The sequence below is a fragment of the Corynebacterium lehmanniae genome (genome assembly GCF_043161975.1).
In the GTDB taxonomy this organism is placed as follows: Bacteria; Actinomycetota; Actinomycetes; order Mycobacteriales; family Mycobacteriaceae; genus Corynebacterium; species Corynebacterium lehmanniae.
This window is the reverse complement of record NZ_CP170998.1, coordinates 1,944,532-1,962,709: the sequence shown is the minus strand read 5'-3', so window position 1 is coordinate 1,962,709 and position 18,178 is coordinate 1,944,532. Positions and strand designations below refer to the sequence as shown.

The following is an 18,178-nucleotide window of genomic DNA, read 5'->3' as shown; positions in this document are numbered from 1 at the left end:
CTATTAGCGAACGAAAGGGGACAACCATGACCCAGCCGCAAGACATGCAGGAACTCATCCGCCAGGCCGCCGAGGTGCAGGCCGCCCTCCAGCAGGCGCAGATGGAGCTGCTGCAGACCGAGGTCACCGGCACCGCCGGCGGCGAACTCGTCACCATCACCATGACCGGCGGCGCCGAGATCACCGACATCAAAATCAAGCCGGAGGCTGTCGACGCCGACGACATCGAGTCGCTGCAGGATCTTATCCTCGCCGCGTACCGCGACGCCCACAACCAGGCCGGCAAGCTCGCCGAGGAGAAGATCGCCCCGCTGACCGGCGGCGCGATGGGCGGCGGCGCACCGCAGGGTGGCGCACCGCAGGCAGGCCCGGGCGAGATCCCGTTCGGCGGCATCATCTAACACCCGCTTAACCGCGTCCGGCCCCTTGCGGTCGGGCGCGTTTTCTTTTGTGAAAGGACGCCGTGTTCGAAGGACCACTGCAGGACCTTATCGACGAGCTATCGCGCCTCCCCGGCGTCGGACCGAAGTCCGCGCAACGGATTGCGTTTCACCTTTTGAAGGAGGAGCCGGAGGACGTCGATAGGCTGCGCGCCGCGTTGGCCGCCGTGCGCGACGGGGTGACGTTCTGCCGCATCTGCAACAACGTCTCGCGCGAGGACGTGTGTCGCATCTGCGCCGACTCGGGGCGCGATAAGGCGCTCGTGTGCGTGGTGGAAGACGCGAAAGACATCCAGGTCATCGAGCGCACCGGCGAATACTCCGGTCGCTACCACGTGCTGGGTGGGGCGCTGGACCCGCTGGCCAACGTCGGGCCGAAGGATCTGGCGATTGCGCCGCTGCTGCAGCGCATCGGTGGGGTGCTTCCGGACCTGGAGGGCGCCGGGGCGCCGGCGGTGTCCGAGGTCATCTTGGCCACCGACCCCGACACCGAGGGCGAGGCGACCGCGTCGTACCTGGTGCGGCTTTTGAAGGATTTTCCGGACTTGACCATCTCCCGTTTGGCGTCCGGCATGCCGCTGGGTGGGGACTTGGAATTTGTCGACGAGCTCACGCTCTCCCGGGCCCTGACCGGCAGACTGCGGTTGTAGCGCCGCGGTTCCCGGGTGGGGGCGGCTGTGGACAACTTTGGGGCTGGTGTGGCGAGTTATCCACAGATTTCGTTTCGGGGGTTGTGCGGGGTTGTGTGCTGTTTAGTGTTCGTGGCATGAACCCGTTCGACGCGTTTATCGAGGCGATGGCCGCAGCATCCATGGAGACGCTGCGGCACTTCGACCTGTCGGTTGCGCTTTCGGCTGGGATGGCGCCGGATCGGGCGCGCGCGTGGGACGGGATGCAGAAGGTGTACTACGGGCCGACGAAATTCACCCGAAAGCAAGCGTTGGCAGTACAGAAAGCCCGCGGGTTCTCCCTGGACGAGCTCGCGTTGATCGAACGCCGCGTCGGCGGCGTGAAAGACGCCGGCGAGCGGTGGCGGCTTCGCCTGGCCTTGTTGGATGTCACCGGCGGGTACCGCGCGATCGAACGCGCCGCACGAGAATTGGTACCCCGCGCGGATAACGCTCCGAAGAAGAAACAGGTCGCGTTCTCCGCGCCGAAGAACGGCCGAGCACGCATCACCATCGACACCACCGACCGCAAAGCAGCAGACCTCGAACACCGCCTGCGGCAAGACATCGACGCCACACAGCCAGCAGCACCCCAGATGGAGGAGGCGCTCTGGCGCATCGTCGAAGGCAAAACCGGCGGGGTCGTCGCTGCCGCGCCACGCCCGATCGTGATGGTGCCGATTTCCGAGCACGCCCGCATCATGGCGGGTAATGGCGACGACATCATCCTCACACTCACCGACGGCACCATCATGACCGGGGCGGAGTACATGCAGCAAGAGTTCGGCGAAGCCTTGGAGGTCGCCGCCTTCCACCCGGAGGAAGGGGCGGTGAACCTGTACGACACCGAGCGCTTCGCCAACCAGAAGCAGCGCGACATGGCCTGCATGGTCTCACCCGTGTGCGCGTTCCCCGGCTGCCGCCACGGGGCGTACGGTGCGGAGATCCACCATGTGGATGCGTGGAAGCACGGCGGCTACACCAACATGGACAACCTCGTGCCGCTGTGTAAGTACCACAACCGCATCAACGACGACGACCCCTGGCGCAAATCCCGCGGACGCATCGCCATGATCAGAGGCGCACCCTGGTGGATCTCACCCCGCGGATACCACCTGAGAAACACAGACCGCGGAGCACTCGACCAACTCTTCGGACCACGAAGTACACCCCTGCACTGACAACGCGAAACGCCGCCGCCCAATCGGACGACGGCGCTCACGCATGCGGTTTTTAGCGCAGGCGCTCCTCGCGCAGCTTGGTTACCGCGTCGAGCTCAAGCGGCTCCAGCTCCGCCAGCGGGATGTCCAGGGCGCGGGCGATGAGCAGGTCCGCCAGCTGCGGGTTCCGGGCGAGTGCCGGGCCGTGCATGTAGGTGGCGATCACGCTGCCCTGCACGACGCCGTCGACCTTTTCTTCGCCGTCGGCGCCGTTGCCCACGCCGCGGGTCACGCGCCCCAGCGCCGACGCGTCCGGGCCGAGCACTGTTGCGCCCATGTGGTTTTCGAAGCCGGTCAACGGCTCGGAAAGCTCGGCGGTGATGCCGGCGCGGGTGGGCTCGGAGGCGAGTTCGCCGGTGGCGCGGCGGGTCAGCGGGGCGGTGGTGACGTCGAGAAGCCCGACGCCCTCGACCTCGTTGCCGTGGGCGCGGAAGGTATGGCCGAGCACCTGCAGCCCGGCGCACACGGCGAAGATGGGCCGGCCGTCGGCGGCCGCGGCCTGCAGCCCGGGGGATGCGCTCAGCCGCGCCGCGGCGAGCAGCTGGGCGGAGTCTTCGCCGCCGCCGAGGGTGTAGAGATCGTGGGAGGGCGGGACGTCGTCGTGAAGCATGATGCGCTCGATGGACGCGTCGATGCCGCGGCGGCGCGCACGCTCGCGCAGAACGAGCGCGTTGCCGTCGTCGCCGTAGGTGCCCAGCACGTCGGGCAGGACGAGGCCGATGGTGAGTTTAGGCACGGTAGTCCTCCTCCTTGGTCAGCGCGCGGCGCAGGTTGAGTAGCGCGGTGTAGTTGGCCAGCACCTCGACGCGCCCGGGCGGGCAGGCGCGGATGGCGGCGATGGGGTCGTGGACAGTGTCGTGGCCGATGCCGCCGTAGGTCAGGCGCACGGCGAGGTCGGTGGCGCGCTCGCCGGCGGCGACGACGTGGGTGTCGCCGAAGTCCTCGAATTTCACGTCCCACAGCCAGGAGACGTCCTCGCCGTCGCCTTGTTGGGCGTTGACGGCGATGACCACGCCGTCGGCATCGCGGTCGACCATGGACAGCGCCTCTTGCCAGCCGGCGGGGTTTTTGGCCAGGAGGAGGTGGACGTCGTGGTCGCCGAGGTGGACGGTGGTGTAGCGGCCGGCGACGTTGTCCACGTCGGCGGCGGCGCGCACGGCGGCGTCGAGGGGGACGTCGAACGCTTCGACAGCGGCAGCGATGGCTTGGGCGGCGTTGCCCCGGTTGGCGCGGCCGGGGAGTTTGAGCTCAAGCTTTGCGACGCCCTCCGGTCCCACCAACGTCTCCCCCTCGACCTTGTACGTGGGGGTGGGGCGGCGGAATTCGCGGCCGTCGGGGAGCGGTTCGACGGCGTACCAGTCCGCTTCCCCCTCGTGCGTGACGGAGGAACGCACGACGTGGCCGCCGGAGCGGGGGTTGGTCACGGAGTCGCCGGTCCAGCCGGCGCCGGCGGAAACCCAGACGGCGTTGGGGTGGTCGTAGGCGATGGAGGTGATCAACACGTCGTCGCAGTTGGCGACGACGGTGGCGTCCGGGTGCGCCATGACGGCTGCGCGCAGGGCGCGTTCGATGGAGTTGATTTCGCCGACGCGGTCGAGCTGGTCGCGGGTGAGGTTGAGCAGCACGAACGCGGTGGGCTGCAGGCGTTCGGCGACTTTGGGCACGTGCAGCTCGTCGCATTCTAAGACGATCGCGTCGGCGTCTTTGCCGGCGAGGAGGGCGGAGATGATGCCGGCGTCCATGTTGTCGCCGCCGTCGTTGGTGGCCACTTTGTGCTTGGCGCCGACGGCTCCGGCGAGCATGCGGGTGGTGGTGGATTTGCCGTTGGTGCCGGTGACCAGGACGGTGGGGCGGCCGCCGCCGAGGGAGGCCATGATGTTCGGGTCGATCGCCGCGGCGACGAGGCCGCCGATCATGCCGCCGGCACCGCGGCCGGTGGCCCGCGAGGCGGCCGTGGCCAGGTTGGCGGCGGTGGCGGCTACCGCGGTGCGGAAGCGGGAGATGGGTCCTTGCATGCGGACAAGGCTACTCCGCGGATTCCATCTGTCCGACTAGCCGGGCGAATTCGTCGCCGGAGACGATGGGGATGTCTTTGCGGTGCGCGTGCATGGCTTTGCCTCGCAGGTCGGCGCCGCGTTGAATGGCGTCGGTGACGGTGACGGACGTTTCGCGGGTGACTTTTTCGCGGTAGGTCAGGCCGGCGCGCACGCCGGCGTCGATGAGCTCGTCGGGGTCGAGGGCGATGTCGTCGGAGACGACGAATTCCATGCCGCGCAGCAGCCCGCCTTTGCCGAGGTGGCCGGGGTTCGCGCCGACGGCGGGGGCTTTTTCCGCATCCACGCGTATCGACGAGCGCTGCAACCCGAACGCGTCCGGCGCCAAATCTTCGGGGTTGAGCTCGACCAGCCCGCCGGGGGCGAGTTGCAGGTACATGGCCACGAGTTTCAGGGTTTGCCCGCGCGAGAAGTCGGCCTCGGGCTCGCCGATGCGCTCGGTGGAGGCGGTCGGCGGGGTGGAGGCGACGCCGACGAGGTTGGCTACAGCGTTGATGCGGGTGTCCACCGGGATGTGGCCCTGCCTGCGCGCACTCGCCAGAAGGTCCACGATCGCAGTTGGCTTAGGGACGTGGCCGACCCTCTGGCGGCGCCTGTTGCCGCGGCCGCGGCGCGAACGGTTCGCCCGGGCCGCGGCGTTCATGGCTCGGCGCGCCTCGGAGACGAGGAAACCCCAGGTGGTGGGGGAGTCGTGGGTGACGAGCACGCGGCCGTCGAGAAGCTTGTCCAGCGTGCGCAAAAAGCGCGAGAACCGCGGGGCTTGGGCGAAGTCGTGCGGGGTCAGGCCGTGGGTGTGGGCGGGGCCGGGGTCGGTGCCGGGGTTGACCACGGCGTGGAACTCCTCGCCCACGCGCCCGGCGGCGTCGAACGTGACCGCGTCGATGGTGAGCAGACGCCCTGTCGACGGGTGAATCCCCGTGGCCTGGGTAAACAGCGCCACGTAGGGGTAGTCGTTCTCAGTCATCGTTCCAACGTAGCTTACGGCTCGGCCACCTCGTACAGTGGCTGATCCAGCCTGGTGTTGGAGCGCACCTTCAGCCCGCCGATGTTGTACTCGTACGGCTGCTGCTGCGGCGCGGGATCCGGGGCAGGTGCAGGCGCGGGAGCCGGTGCGGGGGCGGGAGCGGGCGCCGGCGCCGGGGCCGGTGCGGGGGCCTGCTGCTGCGGCGCGGGGGCTGGCGCGGGCGCGGGCGCGGGGGCCGGGGCCTGCTCCTGCGGGGCAGGGGCGGGCTGCTGGACCTCCACCACGGGCTCCGGGGCGTTTTCCGGCAGCTCGGTGCTGAACTGGGAGGGCGAGGGTTCGGTGGATTCCTCGGTCGGCTCGGTGGAGGGCTGTGTCGAGGGTTCTGCCGAGCTGCTCGGCTGCGAGACCTCGCTGGTTTTTTGGTACGCCGAGGTGGAGTCGCGCTGCAGGCCGGACGGCGAGCTTATCACCACGGTGCCCACGCCCGCCAGCACGAGCGCCGCGACGGCCGCGGCCGCGGCGATCAACGGGCCGCGGGATTTGCCCGGCTCGCGCACGGACTCCGCCGGGCGCTCCTCCGTGTCCGCGGCAAGGGCTGCGGCCTCCGCGTCCATGGTGGCGAAGAAGTTCGTGCCCGGGTGCGCGACTTCCACCTCGCGCACGATCGGCGGCAGCGGGGAGATCGGGATGTCATCGGTCGGGATCGGGCCGGCGATCACGGCCAGCGACGTGCCAGCCTCCACCGCGGTGGTGTAGCCGCGCGCCACTGCGATCAGCCCGCGGTCCTCCAGGCGCCGCAGCGTCGGGGTCAGCGCCTCGCCGGCGGCCGGGTCCAGCTCGCCGATGATGTCGCCGTCGACGCACAGCACGATCTCGCCGGCGTCGTCGAAGCCCATCGACACCAGCACCTGCGCCGGCGCCTCCACCGGCAGCTTACCGGTAAGGTCAGCCACGTAGCGCTCGCCTGCGGGCAGCAGCGCCCACGGCTCGCGCGGCGGGGTGTTCACCGGCAACACCTGGCCGGCCGGCGGCAGCACAACCGCCCCGCCGTCCACGGCCACCACCGGGGTCACACCAGACGACGCCAGCTGGGCCAGCTCCGCGTCCTCCACCGAACCGACGGTCTCGCCGTCCACCACGACGTCGAGTTCCGGGGTGAGGGTCGCCGAAGGAACGTCGATAGGCAAATGCTCCACGGGGAGGCGACGGGGGCCCGAAGGCACCTCGTACATGGCCATCGCGAACCTCCCGCTGAAAAGTGTGGTTAAGTCACGCAAGTATAACGCGCGGGCGCTAATTCGCGGCAGTCGAGCGGTTGACCGCCGAGACGATCGCCTCCAGCGACGCGCGCGTGGTCGACCCGGCGATACCCACACCCCACGCCGAGGTGCCGTCGACGTCCGCGTGGATGTAGCAGACCGCGTCCGCGTCGTCGCCCGCGCTGCGGGCTCGCTGCGAGTAGTCCTGCACCTCGAAGTCGATGCCGACCTGCTCCAGCGCGTTCGCGAACGCCGCGATCGGGCCGTTGCCGGCACCCGCGACCTCGCGGGAGGCGCCCTCGTAGACCACCGTCGCCTCCACGCGGGTGTCTTCGCCCTCCTCCTCGGCGGCGTCGATGCGGTAGTGCGCCAGCTCCAACGGCTCGTCCAAGTCCAGGTAGGTGGTGGCGAAGACGTCCCACATGTTCTTGGAGTTGACCTCGCCGCCCTCGGAGTCGGTGATGTTTTGCACGATCGCGGAAAACTCCGGCTGCATCGCGCGCGGCATGTTGATGCCGTGGTCCGTCTTCATGATGTAGGCCACCCCGCCCTTACCGGACTGCGAGTTCACGCGGATCACAGCCTCGTAGGTGCGGCCGACGTCCTTCGGGTCGATGGGCAGGTACGGCACCTCCCAGGTGGTCTCCCGCAGCTCTTCCCAGGTGACGTCGGAGCTCGTTGCTTCTGGACGCACATTCTGTGCCAGCGCATCCAGCCCCTTGTTGATCGCGTCCTGGTGCGAGCCGGAAAACGCGGTGAAGACCAGGTCGCCGCCGTAGGGGTGGCGCTCCGGCACACGCAGCTGGTTGCAGTACTCGACCACTTCGCGGATGCGGGTGATGTCGGAGAAGTCGATCTGCGGGTCCACGCCCTGGGTGAGCATGTTCAGCCCGAGGGTGACCAGGTCGACGTTGCCGGTGCGCTCGCCGTTGCCGAACAGGCAGCCCTCGATGCGGTCGCCGCCGGCCAGGTAGCCCAGCTCGGCGGCCGCGACACCGGTGCCGCGGTCGTTGTGCGGGTGCAGGGAGATGATGATGGACTCGCGGTTTTGCAGGTTGCGGTGCATCCACTCGATGGAGTCCGCGTACACGTTGGGGGTGATCATCTCCACCGTGGACGGCAGGTTGATGATCATCGGGTTTTCCGGCGTCGGCCCCATCACGTCCACCACGGCGTCGCAGACTTCCTTGGCAAAGTCCAGCTCGGTGCCGGTGAAGGACTCCGGCGAGTACTCCCAGCGCCAGTTGGTGTCCGGGTAGTCCGCGGCGATGGTTTTGATCAGCTCCGCGGCGTCGGTGGCCAGCTTCTTAATCGCGTCGCGGTCCTTGCGGAAGACCACGCGGCGCTGCAGCTTCGAGGTGGAGTTGTAGAAGTGCACGATGACGTTCTTCGCGCCGGCGCAGGCCTCGAAGGTGCGGCGGATCAGGTGCTCGCGCGCCTGCACGAGGACCTGGATGGTCACGTCGTCGGGGATCATGTCCTTTTCGATGATCTCGCGCACGAAGTCGAAGTCCGTCTGGGAGGCGGAGGGGAAGCCGACCTCGATCTCCTTGAAGCCCATCTCCACCAGCAGGTTGAACATGCGGCGCTTGCGCTCGGGGCTCATCGGGTCGATCAGCGCCTGGTTGCCGTCGCGCAGGTCCACGGCGCACCACTGCGGCGCGCGGGTGATTTTCTTGTCGGGCCAGGTGCGGTCCGGCAGTTGGATGTCTTCGACCTCTTCGGCGAAGGTGAGGTAGCGGTCCACCGGCATCTGCGAGCCGCGCTGCTTGTTCCATGCGGGCTGGCCGTCGTAACGCGGGCCGGAAGGGGTCTGGATCTCGCGGGGTGCGAAAAAGTCGGTCATTGGAGCTCTCCTTTTGTTGGGGGTGTGTGTTCCACGGCCGGCCAACAGAAACTCCGCGACGGGGTGCCGGCCGTGTTAGTTGGCCTGATTCCCGCCGCGGCGTAGAAGGAGAAGCGCCCTGTGCGACATGTGGCACACCTTACATCAGGTCGAGTCGTGTGTGCACAATTTCAGCGAACCCTGGGCAGTCCGCAGTGCGGAGCTGGGCGGCGAGGTCGAACGGTTCACCAATACGTCGCCGGAATTCAAGCTGCTGGGAGATCGTCCGATCAACAACGCGCGGTGCGGTGTCGGCTGCCTCGACGAGCCAGCGGTCGGCGGTGACGACGTCGTACGGCAGGCGCTCGGCCACTTGGAAATCGGCCACATTTTGTGTCACTAGCACGTCGATGTCACCGTGAACGGCCGCGGAGTGGACGTGCGCATCCAGCGGGTCCGGCAGTGTAGCGCTGCCGTCGAAAGGGAAGTCGCGGATTTGGTTGTCGCCCATCACTGTCATGAGTCGTTCCCGGAGTTGTTCCATCTGTGTGCTCGATGCGTGCGGGAATCGGCGCCGCCTCGCATGTACCGCTTCGGCGAGGATGTCCTCGGTCCAGTGAAATTTCCACACTCCGGGAGAGACCGCAGCAATCAGGCCGAACCATGAATGCAAGGTCGCGGAGGCCCAAATGTTTGCGTCGGGCAGCACGTTGCGGACCATGTCAGTGGCTGTTGCCCATCGTGTGTTCTAGCTGCATGACGTCGAATACTGCGTCCAACCTTTTGCGCTCGATCTCGTCGCGTAGGGCAAGTACTTCACGTGCAGGAATCCGGTGGTGGCTGCCCACCTTCGTGGCGTGAAGGCGCCCTTCGTCGACGTATTTCATCACCGTAGTGCGGGACAGGCCCAACATTGAGGCGGCGGTGTTGGGGGTGACTTCTTCCGGCAGTGAGGAGACGGAGAGCGGTTCGCCTTCAGCAATTGCTCGCAGGACTGCGTGGAGTACTTCGTTGATGTCGTCGGGCAGCGGGTGGCCTGTTTCGTCGTGCAGCACGCTTAGACGGTCTATCGAATGGGCGACGCGCCGCTGCGTGTCGCGGGTGAAGTGCAGGTTTCCGCTTGCGGGTATCAGCGTCATCGCAACCCCCTTAGGTTGACAGTTATATCTGACACCCTACCGGATGCTCACCCGCGTGAGCATTGCGGCGGCCACGAGCATCACGCCTATCGACGTCCCGACGGCCGCCCACCCCAGCACCGAATCCACGCGGAAGGATTCGCCGAGCACAAGCAGGCCCAGGGAGAACGCGACGAGCGGCTCGATGATCTTCGACGCCGGCAGCGATGTGGCCAGCCTGCCCGCGGCGAAGGCGTACTGCTGCACGATCGTGCCGGCCGTGGCCGCGGCCAGCATCGCCCACAACTGCCACGTGGCGAGCAGGCCGGTCACGCCGCCGTGGACGAAGCCGTCGACGGCGACTTTGGAAAACACGGCTTGGTAGCCGTACATGGCGCCGCAGGCGGAGCCGAAGATGAGGGCTTTGCCGGCGGGGGGACGTCGAGAAGCAATGGCGTACGAGGCCGCAATGATGGCCACCGCGGTGCCCACGACAACCCACCACTCCCAGGCGGCGGGGTCGCGCTCGCCGGGCAGCGGGCGGCCGAGCACGACCACCCCGCCCACAGACGCGGTGAGCAGCACCGCCCAAAACGCCTCCGCGGTGTGCATGTGGCGCTTGTCCGCCCACGCCGAAAACAGCAGCGTGAGCATCAGCGACAGCGCCAGGATCGGCTGCACCACCAGCAGCGACCCGAACGCCAGCGCCGCGGCCTGGAAGCCGTACGCCAAAAATGCGATGCCCATCGACGCCCACCACGCCGGCCGCTTCAGGGACCGTAACGGCGAGTCGTTGTTCTCCCCCTCGGGGGCGCCCGCGCGCATGATGCGGTGGCGCCACACAGTCCCCGCCGCCATGGTCGCGGCCGAGATCAGCGCGAACGCGACGGCGAGAAAATTGTTGTGCACAGTGAATGATATTAACGCGGGTGGCTGAATCGGCAGTTTTGGGACGCTATTCTTGACCGTTGGAATGCACGCAGATCCGCGGAGGTACGAATGGCACTGATCGTTCAGAAATACGGGGGATCCTCCCTGGAAAGCGCGGAGCGGATCAAGGCCGTGGCCCAGCGGATCGTGGACACGCGCCGCGCCGGCAACGACGTCGTGGTGGTCTGCTCCGCCATGGGCGACACCACCGACGAACTGCTCGACCTCGCCGCCGAGGTCAACCCCACCCCGCCCGCGCGCGAAATGGACATGCTGCTCACCGCCGGCGAGCGCATCTCCAACTCGCTGGTGGCCATGGCGGTGCACGCGCTGGGGGAGAAGGTGCAGTCCTTCACCGGCTCTCAGGCCGGCGTGATCACCACCGAACGCCACGGCAACGCCCGCATCCTGGAAGTCACCCCGGGGCGCGTGCAGGAGGCTGTGGACGAAGGCAACATCGCCATCGTCGCCGGCTTCCAGGGCGTCAACCGCGAAACCAAGGACGTGACCACCCTCGGCCGCGGCGGCTCCGACACCACCGCCGTCGCCCTGGCCGCGGCGATGAACGCCGACGAATGCGAGATCTACTCCGACGTCGACGGCGTCTACACCGCCGACCCGCGAATCGTGCCGGACGCGCGCAAGCTGGACACCCTCTGCTTCGAGGAGATGCTCGAGCTTGCCGCGTCCGGGTCCAAGATCCTGGTGTTGCGCAGCGTGGAGTACGCCCGCGCGTTCAACGTGCCCATGCGGGTGCGCTCGTCTTACAGCACAGATACCGGCACCCTGGTCGCCGGAGCATTGGAGGATATCCCCATGGAAGAAGCAGTACTTTCCGGCGTGGCCACCGACGACTCGGAGGCCAAGATCACCATCCTGGGCATCCAGGACGAGGTCGGCGAGGCCGCCAAGGTCTTCCGCTCACTCTCCGACGGTGAAGTCAACATCGACATGGTGATCCAGAACATCTCCAGCGCCGAAGACAACAAGACCGACATCACCTTCACCTTGCCCAAGGCCGACGGCGCGCGCACCATGGAGAAGCTGCGCGAGCTGCAAGCTGCCGAGGGCTGGGACGATCTGAGCTACGACGACGAGATCGGCAAGGTCTCGCTCGTCGGCGCGGGCATGAAGTCCCACCCGGGGGTCACCGCCGACTTCTGCGACGCGCTGCGCGACGCCGGCATCAACATCGAGATGATCACCACCTCCGAGATCCGCATCACCGCCGTGGTGCGCCAGGCGGACGTGGCCGAGGCCGCGCGCGCGATCCACACCAAGTTCGACCTCGGCGGCGACGAGCCGGCCGTGGTCTACGCAGGCACCGGACGTTAGAAGGAGTTTTCAATGACCACTCTCGCAGTCGTCGGCGCCACCGGCCAGGTCGGCCGCGTGATGCGCGACATCCTCACAGAGCGCAACTTCCCCGCCGACAAGGTCCGTTTCTTCGCCTCCCCGCGCTCCGCGGGCAAGCAGCTCGAGTTCCGCGGCGAGGAGATTACCGTCGAGGACCTCACCCAGGTCACCGAGGAGTCCGTCAAAGACGTGGACATCGCCCTGTTTTCCGCCGGCGGGTCCACCTCGCGCGAGTGGGCGCCGGTGTTCGCCGCCGCGGGCGCGACCGTCGTGGACAACTCCTCGGCGTGGCGCAAGGACCCGGACGTCCCGCTGATCGTCACCGAAGTCAACCCGGAGGCGGCGCGCGAGCTGCCCAAGGGCATCATCGCCAACCCGAACTGCACCACGATGGCGGCGATGCCGGTGCTCAAGCCGCTTCACGACGCCTTCGGTCTGACCACCCTCCGCGTCGCCTCCTACCAGGCAGTTTCCGGCTCGGGGCTGGCTGGCGTCGAGGCGCTGGCCACCCAGGTTGAGGCGCTGGGGGATCCGCGCGGGCTGGTCCGGGAGGACGTCGAAAAGCCAAGCGACCTCGGGCCCTACGTCGAGCCCATCGCGTTCAACGCGCTGCCGCTTGCGGGCTCGCTTGTCGACGATGGCTCCGCCGAAACCGACGAAGAGCAGAAACTGCGCAACGAATCGCGCAAGATCCTCGGGCTACCGGAGCTGAAGGTGGCGGGCACCTGCGTGCGCGTGCCAGTGTTCACCGGCCACACGATGGTGGTGCACGCCGAGTTCTCCGAGGCCGTCACCCCGCAGCAGGCCGAGGAGATCCTGGCGGGCGCGCCGGGCGTGAAAGTGGTGGACGTGCCGACGCCTCGCGCCGCCACCGGCATCGACGAGTCCCTGGTGGGCCGCATCCGCCAGGACCAGAGCGTCGACGGCGGCCGCGGGCTCGTGCTCGTCGTCGCCAGCGACAACCTGCGCAAGGGCGCGGCGCTGAACACCATCCAGATCGCCGAGCTGCTGGTCTAACGCCAGGCGGCGGGGCGGCGCTCCTGACAGATTCCGCCGCCCGTTTGCGTCGACCAGGCACGATAAAGCCCCACTGACAGATTCCGCCGGGAATCGTCGGTGGGGCTTAAAGCGTTGGTGGGCGCTACAGCTTGGTCGAGCCGTCGTCCTTCGCGCTCACTGCGGTCGAGCCGCCGGTTTCCTCCGCGGCGTCCTCGTCTTCGTCTTCTTCGTCGTCCTTGTCGCCGCCCAGGCTGTTGTCCGGCCCGGCTGCCGCCTCCTCGGCTTCTTCGGCGGCGATCATGTCGTCGACGGTGTGGTCGTTCCACGGCTCGTCGGGGTTGCGGCGGTACTCGTCGGCGGAGACGGGGTCGGTGTAGGAGACGTAGACCACGTCGGAGGGGTTCTCGCGGTCTTCTTCCTCGAACTCGCTCTCATCGTCGTCGAGCAGCTCCTGGGCGACCTCTTCCTCGAGGGCCTCGGACAGCTCCTCGGAGTCCACGTTGGACTTGGCAGTGATGTATTCGAGTTCGCGCTCGTCGTTCTTGGTGAAGCGCTCGGCCGGGTCCATCTTCTTGCGGGTCAGCTCAAGGGCGCGGCGGCGGCGGTCGCCTTCCTTGCGCAGCTTGGGGATGCCGCGGACCCACGCGATGGTCATCACGACGATGAGCAGCAGGCCCAGGTAGCCCAGGATCGGGTACACGGTGGAGACAAGCTGCTGGAAGCCCACGAACGACAGCACGAAGCCGATCAAGCAGGCGGAGATGAAGATGACGCGGAACTTGTCTTCGCGGCCGCGGGCGAGGCGCTTGCCCAGGGCGAAGAACATACCTAGGCAGGTGGCGAAGATCATGCCGAAGATGACCAGGGACATGATCAGGCCCATGGTGGGGTTGATGTCGCTGATCAGGGTCAGAAGCGGCATGTCCTGGCCTTCGACGGTCTCGATCTTGACCAGCAGCGCCAGCGCCAGCAGCATGAGCATGACCAGGTAGCCGATGCCGCCGAACAGACCGCCGAGGCCGGCTGCGCGGGTGTCCAGGTGGTTGCCGCCGATGACCAGCGCCATGGACACGACGCACATGACGTTCAGGCCGGTGTAGTTCAGCGCGGCGATCCACCAGTTGGGCAGGGAGGTATCCACCTGCGCCGCCGCGGCGTTCAGCGCGCTCCAGTCCGGGTGGGCGTTAATCAGGGTCCAGCCGCATCCGAAGATGACAAACACCAGCAAGAACGGGGTGAGCGCGCCAATGGCGCCGGTGACCTTGTCCACGTCGAGCATGCCGAAGCCGATGGTGGCGGCGAGCATGAGCACCGCGCCGATCCACACTGGGATGCCGAATTGCTGGTTCAGGTTGGCGCCGGCACCGGCGAACATGACAAAGCCGATGGAGAACAGGGTGACAATGGTGGCGATGTCCAGGATCCAGCCCATCACCTTCGAGGAGATGGAGCCGAGGACTTCCATGTGCTCTTTGGCTTGGAAGAAGGAGCCGAGCTGGAGGATGGTCACGCCGGCGATGAGCATCAGCGCGGAGCCTAAGACTGCGCCCCAGATGCCTTGGGTGCCGAAGGCGGAGAAGTACAGCATCGCTTCCTGGCCGGATGCGAAGCCTGCGCCGACGACGGTGCCGATGAAGGCGAATGAAATTAGTAGTGCGTTTTTCAGCATGAAAAAACTCCGGGAGTTGTTTAGCAAAACCTTTTACAAACTTATGCGAATTTCTCCCGGTTGGCACCTTTGCATGCGCTTTACGACGATCCTTCGGCCGTGCCCGCCACCAGATCCCGCCGGGCGCGGGCCACCCGGGAGCGGATGGTGCCGACGCGTACGCCGACGATGCGGGCGGCTTCTTCGTAGGTGTAGCCCATCACTTGCGTGAGTACGAGGGCTTCGCGGCGTTCGGGCGGTAGCTCGTCGAGAAGCGAGCGTGCGTCGATGACGTCGCCCCAGGTGTTGGGGTTGTCGGGGCTGGGGTTGGCGGCGGCGACGTCTTCGTATTCGGCCGCCGATTTGCGGGGTCGGGCCATGTCGTGGCGCACGGAGTCCACCCAGGCGCGGCGCGCGAGCGACAGCAGCCAGGTGCGCGCGGTGGAGCGGGCTTGGAAGCGCGGAAGCGAGCCGAGGACGCGCAGGTAGGTCTCCTGTGTGAGGTCGTCGGCGTGTTGGGGTCCGGCGAGGTGGGCAAGCAAGCGCCACACGTCGTTTTGGGTGAGCCGGATGAATTCGGTGAGCGCGTGTTTGTCGCCACGGCCGGCGCGCAGTGCCAGGTCCGTGACGTACGCGTCGTCGCTAGTGCTCACAAGCTCATTACGTTAGTTCTTTTTGTCGGAGACGGTGACGCCGTAGAGGGAGCGGCCCATGATGAACGACGCCACGGAGCCGACGATCCACACCGCGGCGATGGCCAGCACGGCGCGGATGAAGTCGTTGAGGTCGAAGCCGGTGGTGGTCCAGGAGTGGATGAGTTTGGCCACGATGAGGATGGGGAAGGCCACGACCACCAGGGGGCCGAGCAGGTTCACGCGCGTCAGGGCGTCGGGGGCGCGCAGCTGCAGGATGGTGGTGGCGACCACGCAGATGGTGGCCACGACAACCAGCACGGCGACGATGATTTCGGCGATGGTCATTAGCGGCGTCCTCTCGAGATGATGCGGGCCATGGAGATCGTCGGGATCACGCCGCACACCAGGCCGGCGAGCAGCGGGATCTCGTACGCGATGGCAGACGAATTGAACAGCGTCCACACGAGGAAGATGGCGATCATGGAGTAGAAGATCACGTCTGCCATCACGGCGCGGGAGAGTTCGTCTTTGGTCAGGATCACGGCGCCGAGCGCGATGAGCAGGCTGACGGCCATGATGATCAGGCAGATCTGCATGATGGTGGTGAACATGGCTTAATCCATCCTTTCGGCCGGCGGCACGTTGTCGCCGTTTGTGTCCGGGCCGTGGTCGACGTAGGGCTCCCAGGCGACGGTTTTCGGGTCGATGGGGCGTTTGCTTAGCGACGGCCGAAGGTGTTCCTCCATATCCGCCAAACCCGCGATGACATCTTCCGGGTCGGAGCCGAACGCCGCCTGCACCAGCAGGATGATCGGCCCGTTGTCGGCGACGGGGTGGCGCAGCCCCATGGACAGCGTTCCCGGGGTTGCAGTGATCGAGGTGGTGAACCAGAAGACGTCCCAGTCCGTGTTCACTCTCAGCGGGTAGTAGATGACGATGGGGTCGAACTTCGCCGCCGGGTTGAACGCCTTGGCGACGGCGTCGAAGCCGGCCACGAAGATCTCTTTGGCAAGCCAGACGGCGTACTTCACGCCGTGGAAGAAGCCTCGCATTAGTTCTCGCCTCCATTGGTTTCGGCGCCGAAGGTGTCGCCGGGTGCGGGGACGCCGATGGGGTCGTCGCCGAGCACGGCGGTGGTGTAGGCGTCAACGTCGAGCAGGTCGTCGACGGCGTTGGTGGTGATGTCCCACATGTGGCCGGCGAAGATGAACATGCACAGCGACATGACCATCAGCACTGCGGACGGCAGCATGAAGCTGGCGCGGACGTTGAGCGCCTCGGGGTAGTTCTGCATCGGCCGGCCCCAGAACACGCGCTGCCACATGCGCATCATGGACAGCAGCGCACCGAAGGAGGCGATGATGATGGCGGTGATGGCCACCCAGGAGCGCCAGTCCCCGGCGGAGGCGGCCGCCAGCACGACGGTGACCTTGCCGAAGATGCCGGAAAACGGCGGGAAACCCACGATAGAAAACGCGCCGGCGACGAATACGGCGGACGTCCACGGGTCGCGGCGGGCGATGCCGGACAGTTTCGCCATGGTGCCGGTGCCGTAGGTCTCCTCGATCGCGCCGGAGTTCAGCACGAGTGCCGCGATGGTGATCATGTGGTGCAGGGTGTAGAGCAGGCCGGCGGCGAGGGCGTAGCGTGCGTCGTCGTTAGTAAAGGCCAGCATGATCAGGATGAACGGCATGCCGTTGACCATCTGGTAGGCCAGCACGCGACGCATGGTGGCCTCGGCCAGGCCGGCGAAGCCACCGATGATCATGGAGATGACCATGACCACGATGAGCAGCGTGTTCCAACGCGGGTCCATGTCGAACATGATCACCCAGATGCGGAAGAGCATGTACACGGCCACCTTGGTGTGCAGGCCGGAGAACAGGCCCATCACGGCCGCGGAGGTGGACGGGTAGGTGCGCGGCAGCCAGGTGTAGACGGGGAACACGCCGGCCTTCGTGGCGATGGCGATGACGACGATGCCGGTGGCCACCGTGGCAGGCCCGTTGCCTGCGGCCACGCCTTGCAGCGAGGCGAGGTTCACCGCGCCGGTCACAGCGTAGAGGTAGCCCACGCCGAGCACGAGCATTGTCGATGCCGCCAGGTTGACCAGCACGAACATGCGCGCGGACAGCAGGCGGTGGCGGGTGCCCGTCATGGCGATCAGGCCGTAGGACGGCAGCAGGCACACCTCGATCATGACGAAGAAGTTGAACAGATCGGCGGTGAGCAGCGCGCCGGAGACGCCGGTGATGAGCACCAGCGACAGGGGCACGTAGAACCGGGACTGGGTTTCGCCGACGACGATGGCGAACCAGTTGGACATCAGTGCCACGATCATGGTGGTCACGATCATCACGGCGGAGAACGTGTCGGCGGCAAAGGAGATGCCCACGCCGCCCTGGTACAGGCCGATGACGTGGCCGACAGTGCCGTGGTCGCGGGTGTAGCCGTAGAGCCACACGCCGAGGCCTAGGTTGATGGCGGGGATGAGAATCGCCAGGGCGTCGTTGAGCCACTTCCAGGGGCTGAGCGCCGTGACCGCGGAGACGATCAGCGGCAGCGCCACAAATACGGGCAGGATTGCGTCTACGGCCATTAGTCGGTCACCCTCAGGCTTTCGTTGTCAACGTGGCTGATCTCGCGTGCGCGGATCTCCTCCAGCTTCTTCTGGTTCAGCCGGGCGTTGCGGCCGGCGGTAGACAGGGCCGACGGGCTCAGCCGCATCTTGGAGTAGCCGGCGTCGGTGCCGGTGGGCTGCTCCGCGGTGTCGTCGTTACGCCCCAGCGCGGACAGCATCAGCAGGATCGTCGTGGTGGCCATCGCGATCACGACGGCGGTGAGCACGAATGCCTGGGGCAGTGGATCCGCCATGTCCTCGAACGGCACACGCGACGGGAAGGCTTCCCCGCGCCATGCGCCGACGCCTGTGGCGAGCAGGGTGAGGTTGGTGGCGTGGCCGAACAGGGACATGCCGAAGATCACCCGCACGAGGCCGCGCTGCAGAACCAGGTACACCGATCCCGCGACCAGGACTGCGATGGTAAGTGCCATGACCATGG

Annotated in this window: 20 protein-coding genes; 5 read left to right on the top strand and 15 right to left on the bottom strand. The window is 66.9% G+C overall.

Going from position 1 to position 18,178, the window contains the following annotated elements; genetic code table 11:
* The first annotated feature begins 26 nt into the window (after nucleotides 1-26).
* The 3 genes from ACF3NP_RS09540 (at nucleotide 27) to ACF3NP_RS09530 (ending at nucleotide 2,289) form a co-directional block, all read left to right on the top strand.
* Entirely contained in the window at nucleotides 27-401 is a 375-nt protein-coding gene (locus tag ACF3NP_RS09540; RefSeq protein ID WP_181889531.1) for a YbaB/EbfC family nucleoid-associated protein, read from the top strand.
* 62 nt (nucleotides 402-463) lie between these two features.
* Nucleotides 464-1,090: a recombination mediator RecR gene (gene recR / locus ACF3NP_RS09535; protein ID WP_181889532.1), complete on the top strand. Its 627-nt coding sequence runs from the start codon at nucleotides 464-466 to the stop codon at nucleotides 1,088-1,090.
* A gap of 116 nt (nucleotides 1,091-1,206) precedes the next feature.
* The gene (locus tag ACF3NP_RS09530; protein WP_181889533.1) at nucleotides 1,207-2,289 is read left to right on the top strand and encodes an HNH endonuclease signature motif containing protein; all 1,083 of its coding nucleotides are present in this window, start codon (nucleotides 1,207-1,209) and stop codon (nucleotides 2,287-2,289) included.
* Between the two features lie 52 nt (nucleotides 2,290-2,341).
* Here ACF3NP_RS09530 and ACF3NP_RS09525 read toward each other — a convergent pair whose 3' ends face one another.
* From ACF3NP_RS09525 to ACF3NP_RS09490, 8 genes are all read right to left on the bottom strand, one after another.
* Entirely contained in the window at nucleotides 2,342-3,064 is a 723-nt protein-coding gene (locus ACF3NP_RS09525; protein ID WP_181889534.1) for a glutamine amidotransferase, read from the bottom strand.
* Complete coding sequence (locus tag ACF3NP_RS09520; protein WP_181889535.1) at nucleotides 3,057-4,343, bottom strand: Mur ligase family protein; 1,287 nt, start codon at nucleotides 4,341-4,343, stop codon at nucleotides 3,057-3,059. Before ACF3NP_RS09520 ends, ACF3NP_RS09525 begins: the two co-directional genes overlap by 8 nt.
* Nucleotides 4,344-4,353: 10 nt before the next feature.
* Nucleotides 4,354-5,346 (bottom strand): exonuclease domain-containing protein, encoded by a 993-nt coding sequence (locus tag ACF3NP_RS09515; protein WP_392398645.1) that lies wholly within the window; start codon nucleotides 5,344-5,346, stop codon nucleotides 4,354-4,356.
* 14 nt (nucleotides 5,347-5,360) lie between these two features.
* Entirely contained in the window at nucleotides 5,361-6,584 is a 1,224-nt protein-coding gene (locus tag ACF3NP_RS09510; protein WP_392398644.1) for a hypothetical protein, read from the bottom strand.
* A 55-nt stretch (nucleotides 6,585-6,639) separates the two neighbouring features.
* Nucleotides 6,640-8,451: a 2-isopropylmalate synthase gene (gene leuA, locus ACF3NP_RS09505; protein WP_181890134.1), complete on the bottom strand. Its 1,812-nt coding sequence runs from the start codon at nucleotides 8,449-8,451 to the stop codon at nucleotides 6,640-6,642.
* A gap of 139 nt (nucleotides 8,452-8,590) precedes the next feature.
* A complete protein-coding gene (locus ACF3NP_RS09500; RefSeq protein ID WP_181890133.1) occupies nucleotides 8,591-9,151 on the bottom strand; it encodes a PIN domain-containing protein in 561 nt (186 codons plus the stop codon).
* Nucleotide 9,152: 1 nt separating this feature from the next.
* Nucleotides 9,153-9,569: a helix-turn-helix domain-containing protein gene (locus ACF3NP_RS09495; protein ID WP_181890132.1), complete on the bottom strand. Its 417-nt coding sequence runs from the start codon at nucleotides 9,567-9,569 to the stop codon at nucleotides 9,153-9,155.
* 36 nt (nucleotides 9,570-9,605) lie between these two features.
* Nucleotides 9,606-10,457, bottom strand: a complete 852-nt coding sequence (locus ACF3NP_RS09490) for a DMT family transporter (protein WP_181890131.1) — start codon at nucleotides 10,455-10,457, stop codon at nucleotides 9,606-9,608.
* Nucleotides 10,458-10,547: 90 nt separating this feature from the next.
* On the opposite strand from ACF3NP_RS09490, the gene ACF3NP_RS09485 reads away from it, so the two are divergent.
* A complete protein-coding gene (locus tag ACF3NP_RS09485) occupies nucleotides 10,548-11,813 on the top strand; it encodes an aspartate kinase (RefSeq protein ID WP_181890130.1) in 1,266 nt (421 codons plus the stop codon).
* Between the two features lie 12 nt (nucleotides 11,814-11,825).
* The gene (locus ACF3NP_RS09480) at nucleotides 11,826-12,851 is read left to right on the top strand and encodes an aspartate-semialdehyde dehydrogenase (RefSeq protein WP_181890129.1); all 1,026 of its coding nucleotides are present in this window, start codon (nucleotides 11,826-11,828) and stop codon (nucleotides 12,849-12,851) included.
* Nucleotides 12,852-12,975: 124 nt separating this feature from the next.
* Here ACF3NP_RS09480 and ACF3NP_RS09475 read toward each other — a convergent pair whose 3' ends face one another.
* From ACF3NP_RS09475 to ACF3NP_RS09445, 7 genes are all read right to left on the bottom strand, one after another.
* Nucleotides 12,976-14,502 carry a YkvI family membrane protein gene (locus tag ACF3NP_RS09475; RefSeq protein ID WP_236883628.1) on the bottom strand — a complete coding sequence of 509 codons (1,527 nt, stop codon included), beginning with the start codon at nucleotides 14,500-14,502 and terminating at the stop codon, nucleotides 12,976-12,978.
* A gap of 80 nt (nucleotides 14,503-14,582) precedes the next feature.
* The gene (locus ACF3NP_RS09470) at nucleotides 14,583-15,134 is read right to left on the bottom strand and encodes an RNA polymerase sigma factor (protein ID WP_181890128.1); all 552 of its coding nucleotides are present in this window, start codon (nucleotides 15,132-15,134) and stop codon (nucleotides 14,583-14,585) included.
* Between the two features lie 12 nt (nucleotides 15,135-15,146).
* Nucleotides 15,147-15,461, bottom strand: a complete 315-nt coding sequence (locus ACF3NP_RS09465) for a Na+/H+ antiporter subunit G (RefSeq protein WP_181890127.1) — start codon at nucleotides 15,459-15,461, stop codon at nucleotides 15,147-15,149.
* Complete coding sequence (locus tag ACF3NP_RS09460; protein WP_181890126.1) at nucleotides 15,461-15,727, bottom strand: cation:proton antiporter; 267 nt, start codon at nucleotides 15,725-15,727, stop codon at nucleotides 15,461-15,463. Before ACF3NP_RS09460 ends, ACF3NP_RS09465 begins: the two co-directional genes overlap by 1 nt.
* A gap of 3 nt (nucleotides 15,728-15,730) precedes the next feature.
* Nucleotides 15,731-16,168, bottom strand: coding sequence for a monovalent cation/H+ antiporter subunit E (locus ACF3NP_RS09455; protein WP_181890125.1), 438 nt, complete (start codon nucleotides 16,166-16,168; stop codon nucleotides 15,731-15,733).
* Nucleotides 16,168-17,715: a monovalent cation/H+ antiporter subunit D family protein gene (locus tag ACF3NP_RS09450; protein ID WP_392398643.1), complete on the bottom strand. Its 1,548-nt coding sequence runs from the start codon at nucleotides 17,713-17,715 to the stop codon at nucleotides 16,168-16,170. The genes ACF3NP_RS09455 and ACF3NP_RS09450 overlap by 1 nt, the downstream gene beginning before the upstream one ends.
* Nucleotides 17,715-18,176: a sodium:proton antiporter gene (locus tag ACF3NP_RS09445; RefSeq protein ID WP_181890123.1), complete on the bottom strand. Its 462-nt coding sequence runs from the start codon at nucleotides 18,174-18,176 to the stop codon at nucleotides 17,715-17,717. Before ACF3NP_RS09445 ends, ACF3NP_RS09450 begins: the two co-directional genes overlap by 1 nt.
* Nucleotides 18,177-18,178: the final 2 nt, after the last annotated feature.

Excerpts from the sequence above, each read along its gene's own strand:
- ACF3NP_RS09540 (WP_181889531.1), top strand. The coding sequence starts at position 27 with ATGACCCAGCCGCAAGACATGCAGGAACTCATCCGCCAGGCCGCCGAG.
- ACF3NP_RS09530 (WP_181889533.1), top strand. The coding sequence starts at position 1,207 with ATGAACCCGTTCGACGCGTTTATCGAGGCGATGGCCGCAGCATCCATG.
- ACF3NP_RS09520 (WP_181889535.1), bottom strand. The coding sequence starts at position 4,343 with ATGCAAGGACCCATCTCCCGCTTCCGCACCGCGGTAGCCGCCACCGCC.
- ACF3NP_RS09515 (WP_392398645.1), bottom strand. The coding sequence starts at position 5,346 with ATGACTGAGAACGACTACCCCTACGTGGCGCTGTTTACCCAGGCCACG.
- ACF3NP_RS09510 (WP_392398644.1), bottom strand. The coding sequence starts at position 6,584 with ATGGCCATGTACGAGGTGCCTTCGGGCCCCCGTCGCCTCCCCGTGGAG.
- leuA (WP_181890134.1), bottom strand. The coding sequence starts at position 8,451 with ATGACCGACTTTTTCGCACCCCGCGAGATCCAGACCCCTTCCGGCCCG.
- ACF3NP_RS09500 (WP_181890133.1), bottom strand. The coding sequence starts at position 9,151 with ATGGTCCGCAACGTGCTGCCCGACGCAAACATTTGGGCCTCCGCGACC.
- ACF3NP_RS09495 (WP_181890132.1), bottom strand. The coding sequence starts at position 9,569 with ATGACGCTGATACCCGCAAGCGGAAACCTGCACTTCACCCGCGACACG.
- ACF3NP_RS09485 (WP_181890130.1), top strand. The coding sequence starts at position 10,548 with ATGGCACTGATCGTTCAGAAATACGGGGGATCCTCCCTGGAAAGCGCG.
- ACF3NP_RS09480 (WP_181890129.1), top strand. The coding sequence starts at position 11,826 with ATGACCACTCTCGCAGTCGTCGGCGCCACCGGCCAGGTCGGCCGCGTG.
- ACF3NP_RS09475 (WP_236883628.1), bottom strand. The coding sequence starts at position 14,502 with ATGCTGAAAAACGCACTACTAATTTCATTCGCCTTCATCGGCACCGTC.
- ACF3NP_RS09465 (WP_181890127.1), bottom strand. The coding sequence starts at position 15,461 with ATGACCATCGCCGAAATCATCGTCGCCGTGCTGGTTGTCGTGGCCACC.
- ACF3NP_RS09460 (WP_181890126.1), bottom strand. The coding sequence starts at position 15,727 with ATGTTCACCACCATCATGCAGATCTGCCTGATCATCATGGCCGTCAGC.
- ACF3NP_RS09455 (WP_181890125.1), bottom strand. The coding sequence starts at position 16,168 with ATGCGAGGCTTCTTCCACGGCGTGAAGTACGCCGTCTGGCTTGCCAAA.
- ACF3NP_RS09450 (WP_392398643.1), bottom strand. The coding sequence starts at position 17,715 with ATGGCCGTAGACGCAATCCTGCCCGTATTTGTGGCGCTGCCGCTGATC.
- ACF3NP_RS09445 (WP_181890123.1), bottom strand. The coding sequence starts at position 18,176 with ATGGTCATGGCACTTACCATCGCAGTCCTGGTCGCGGGATCGGTGTAC.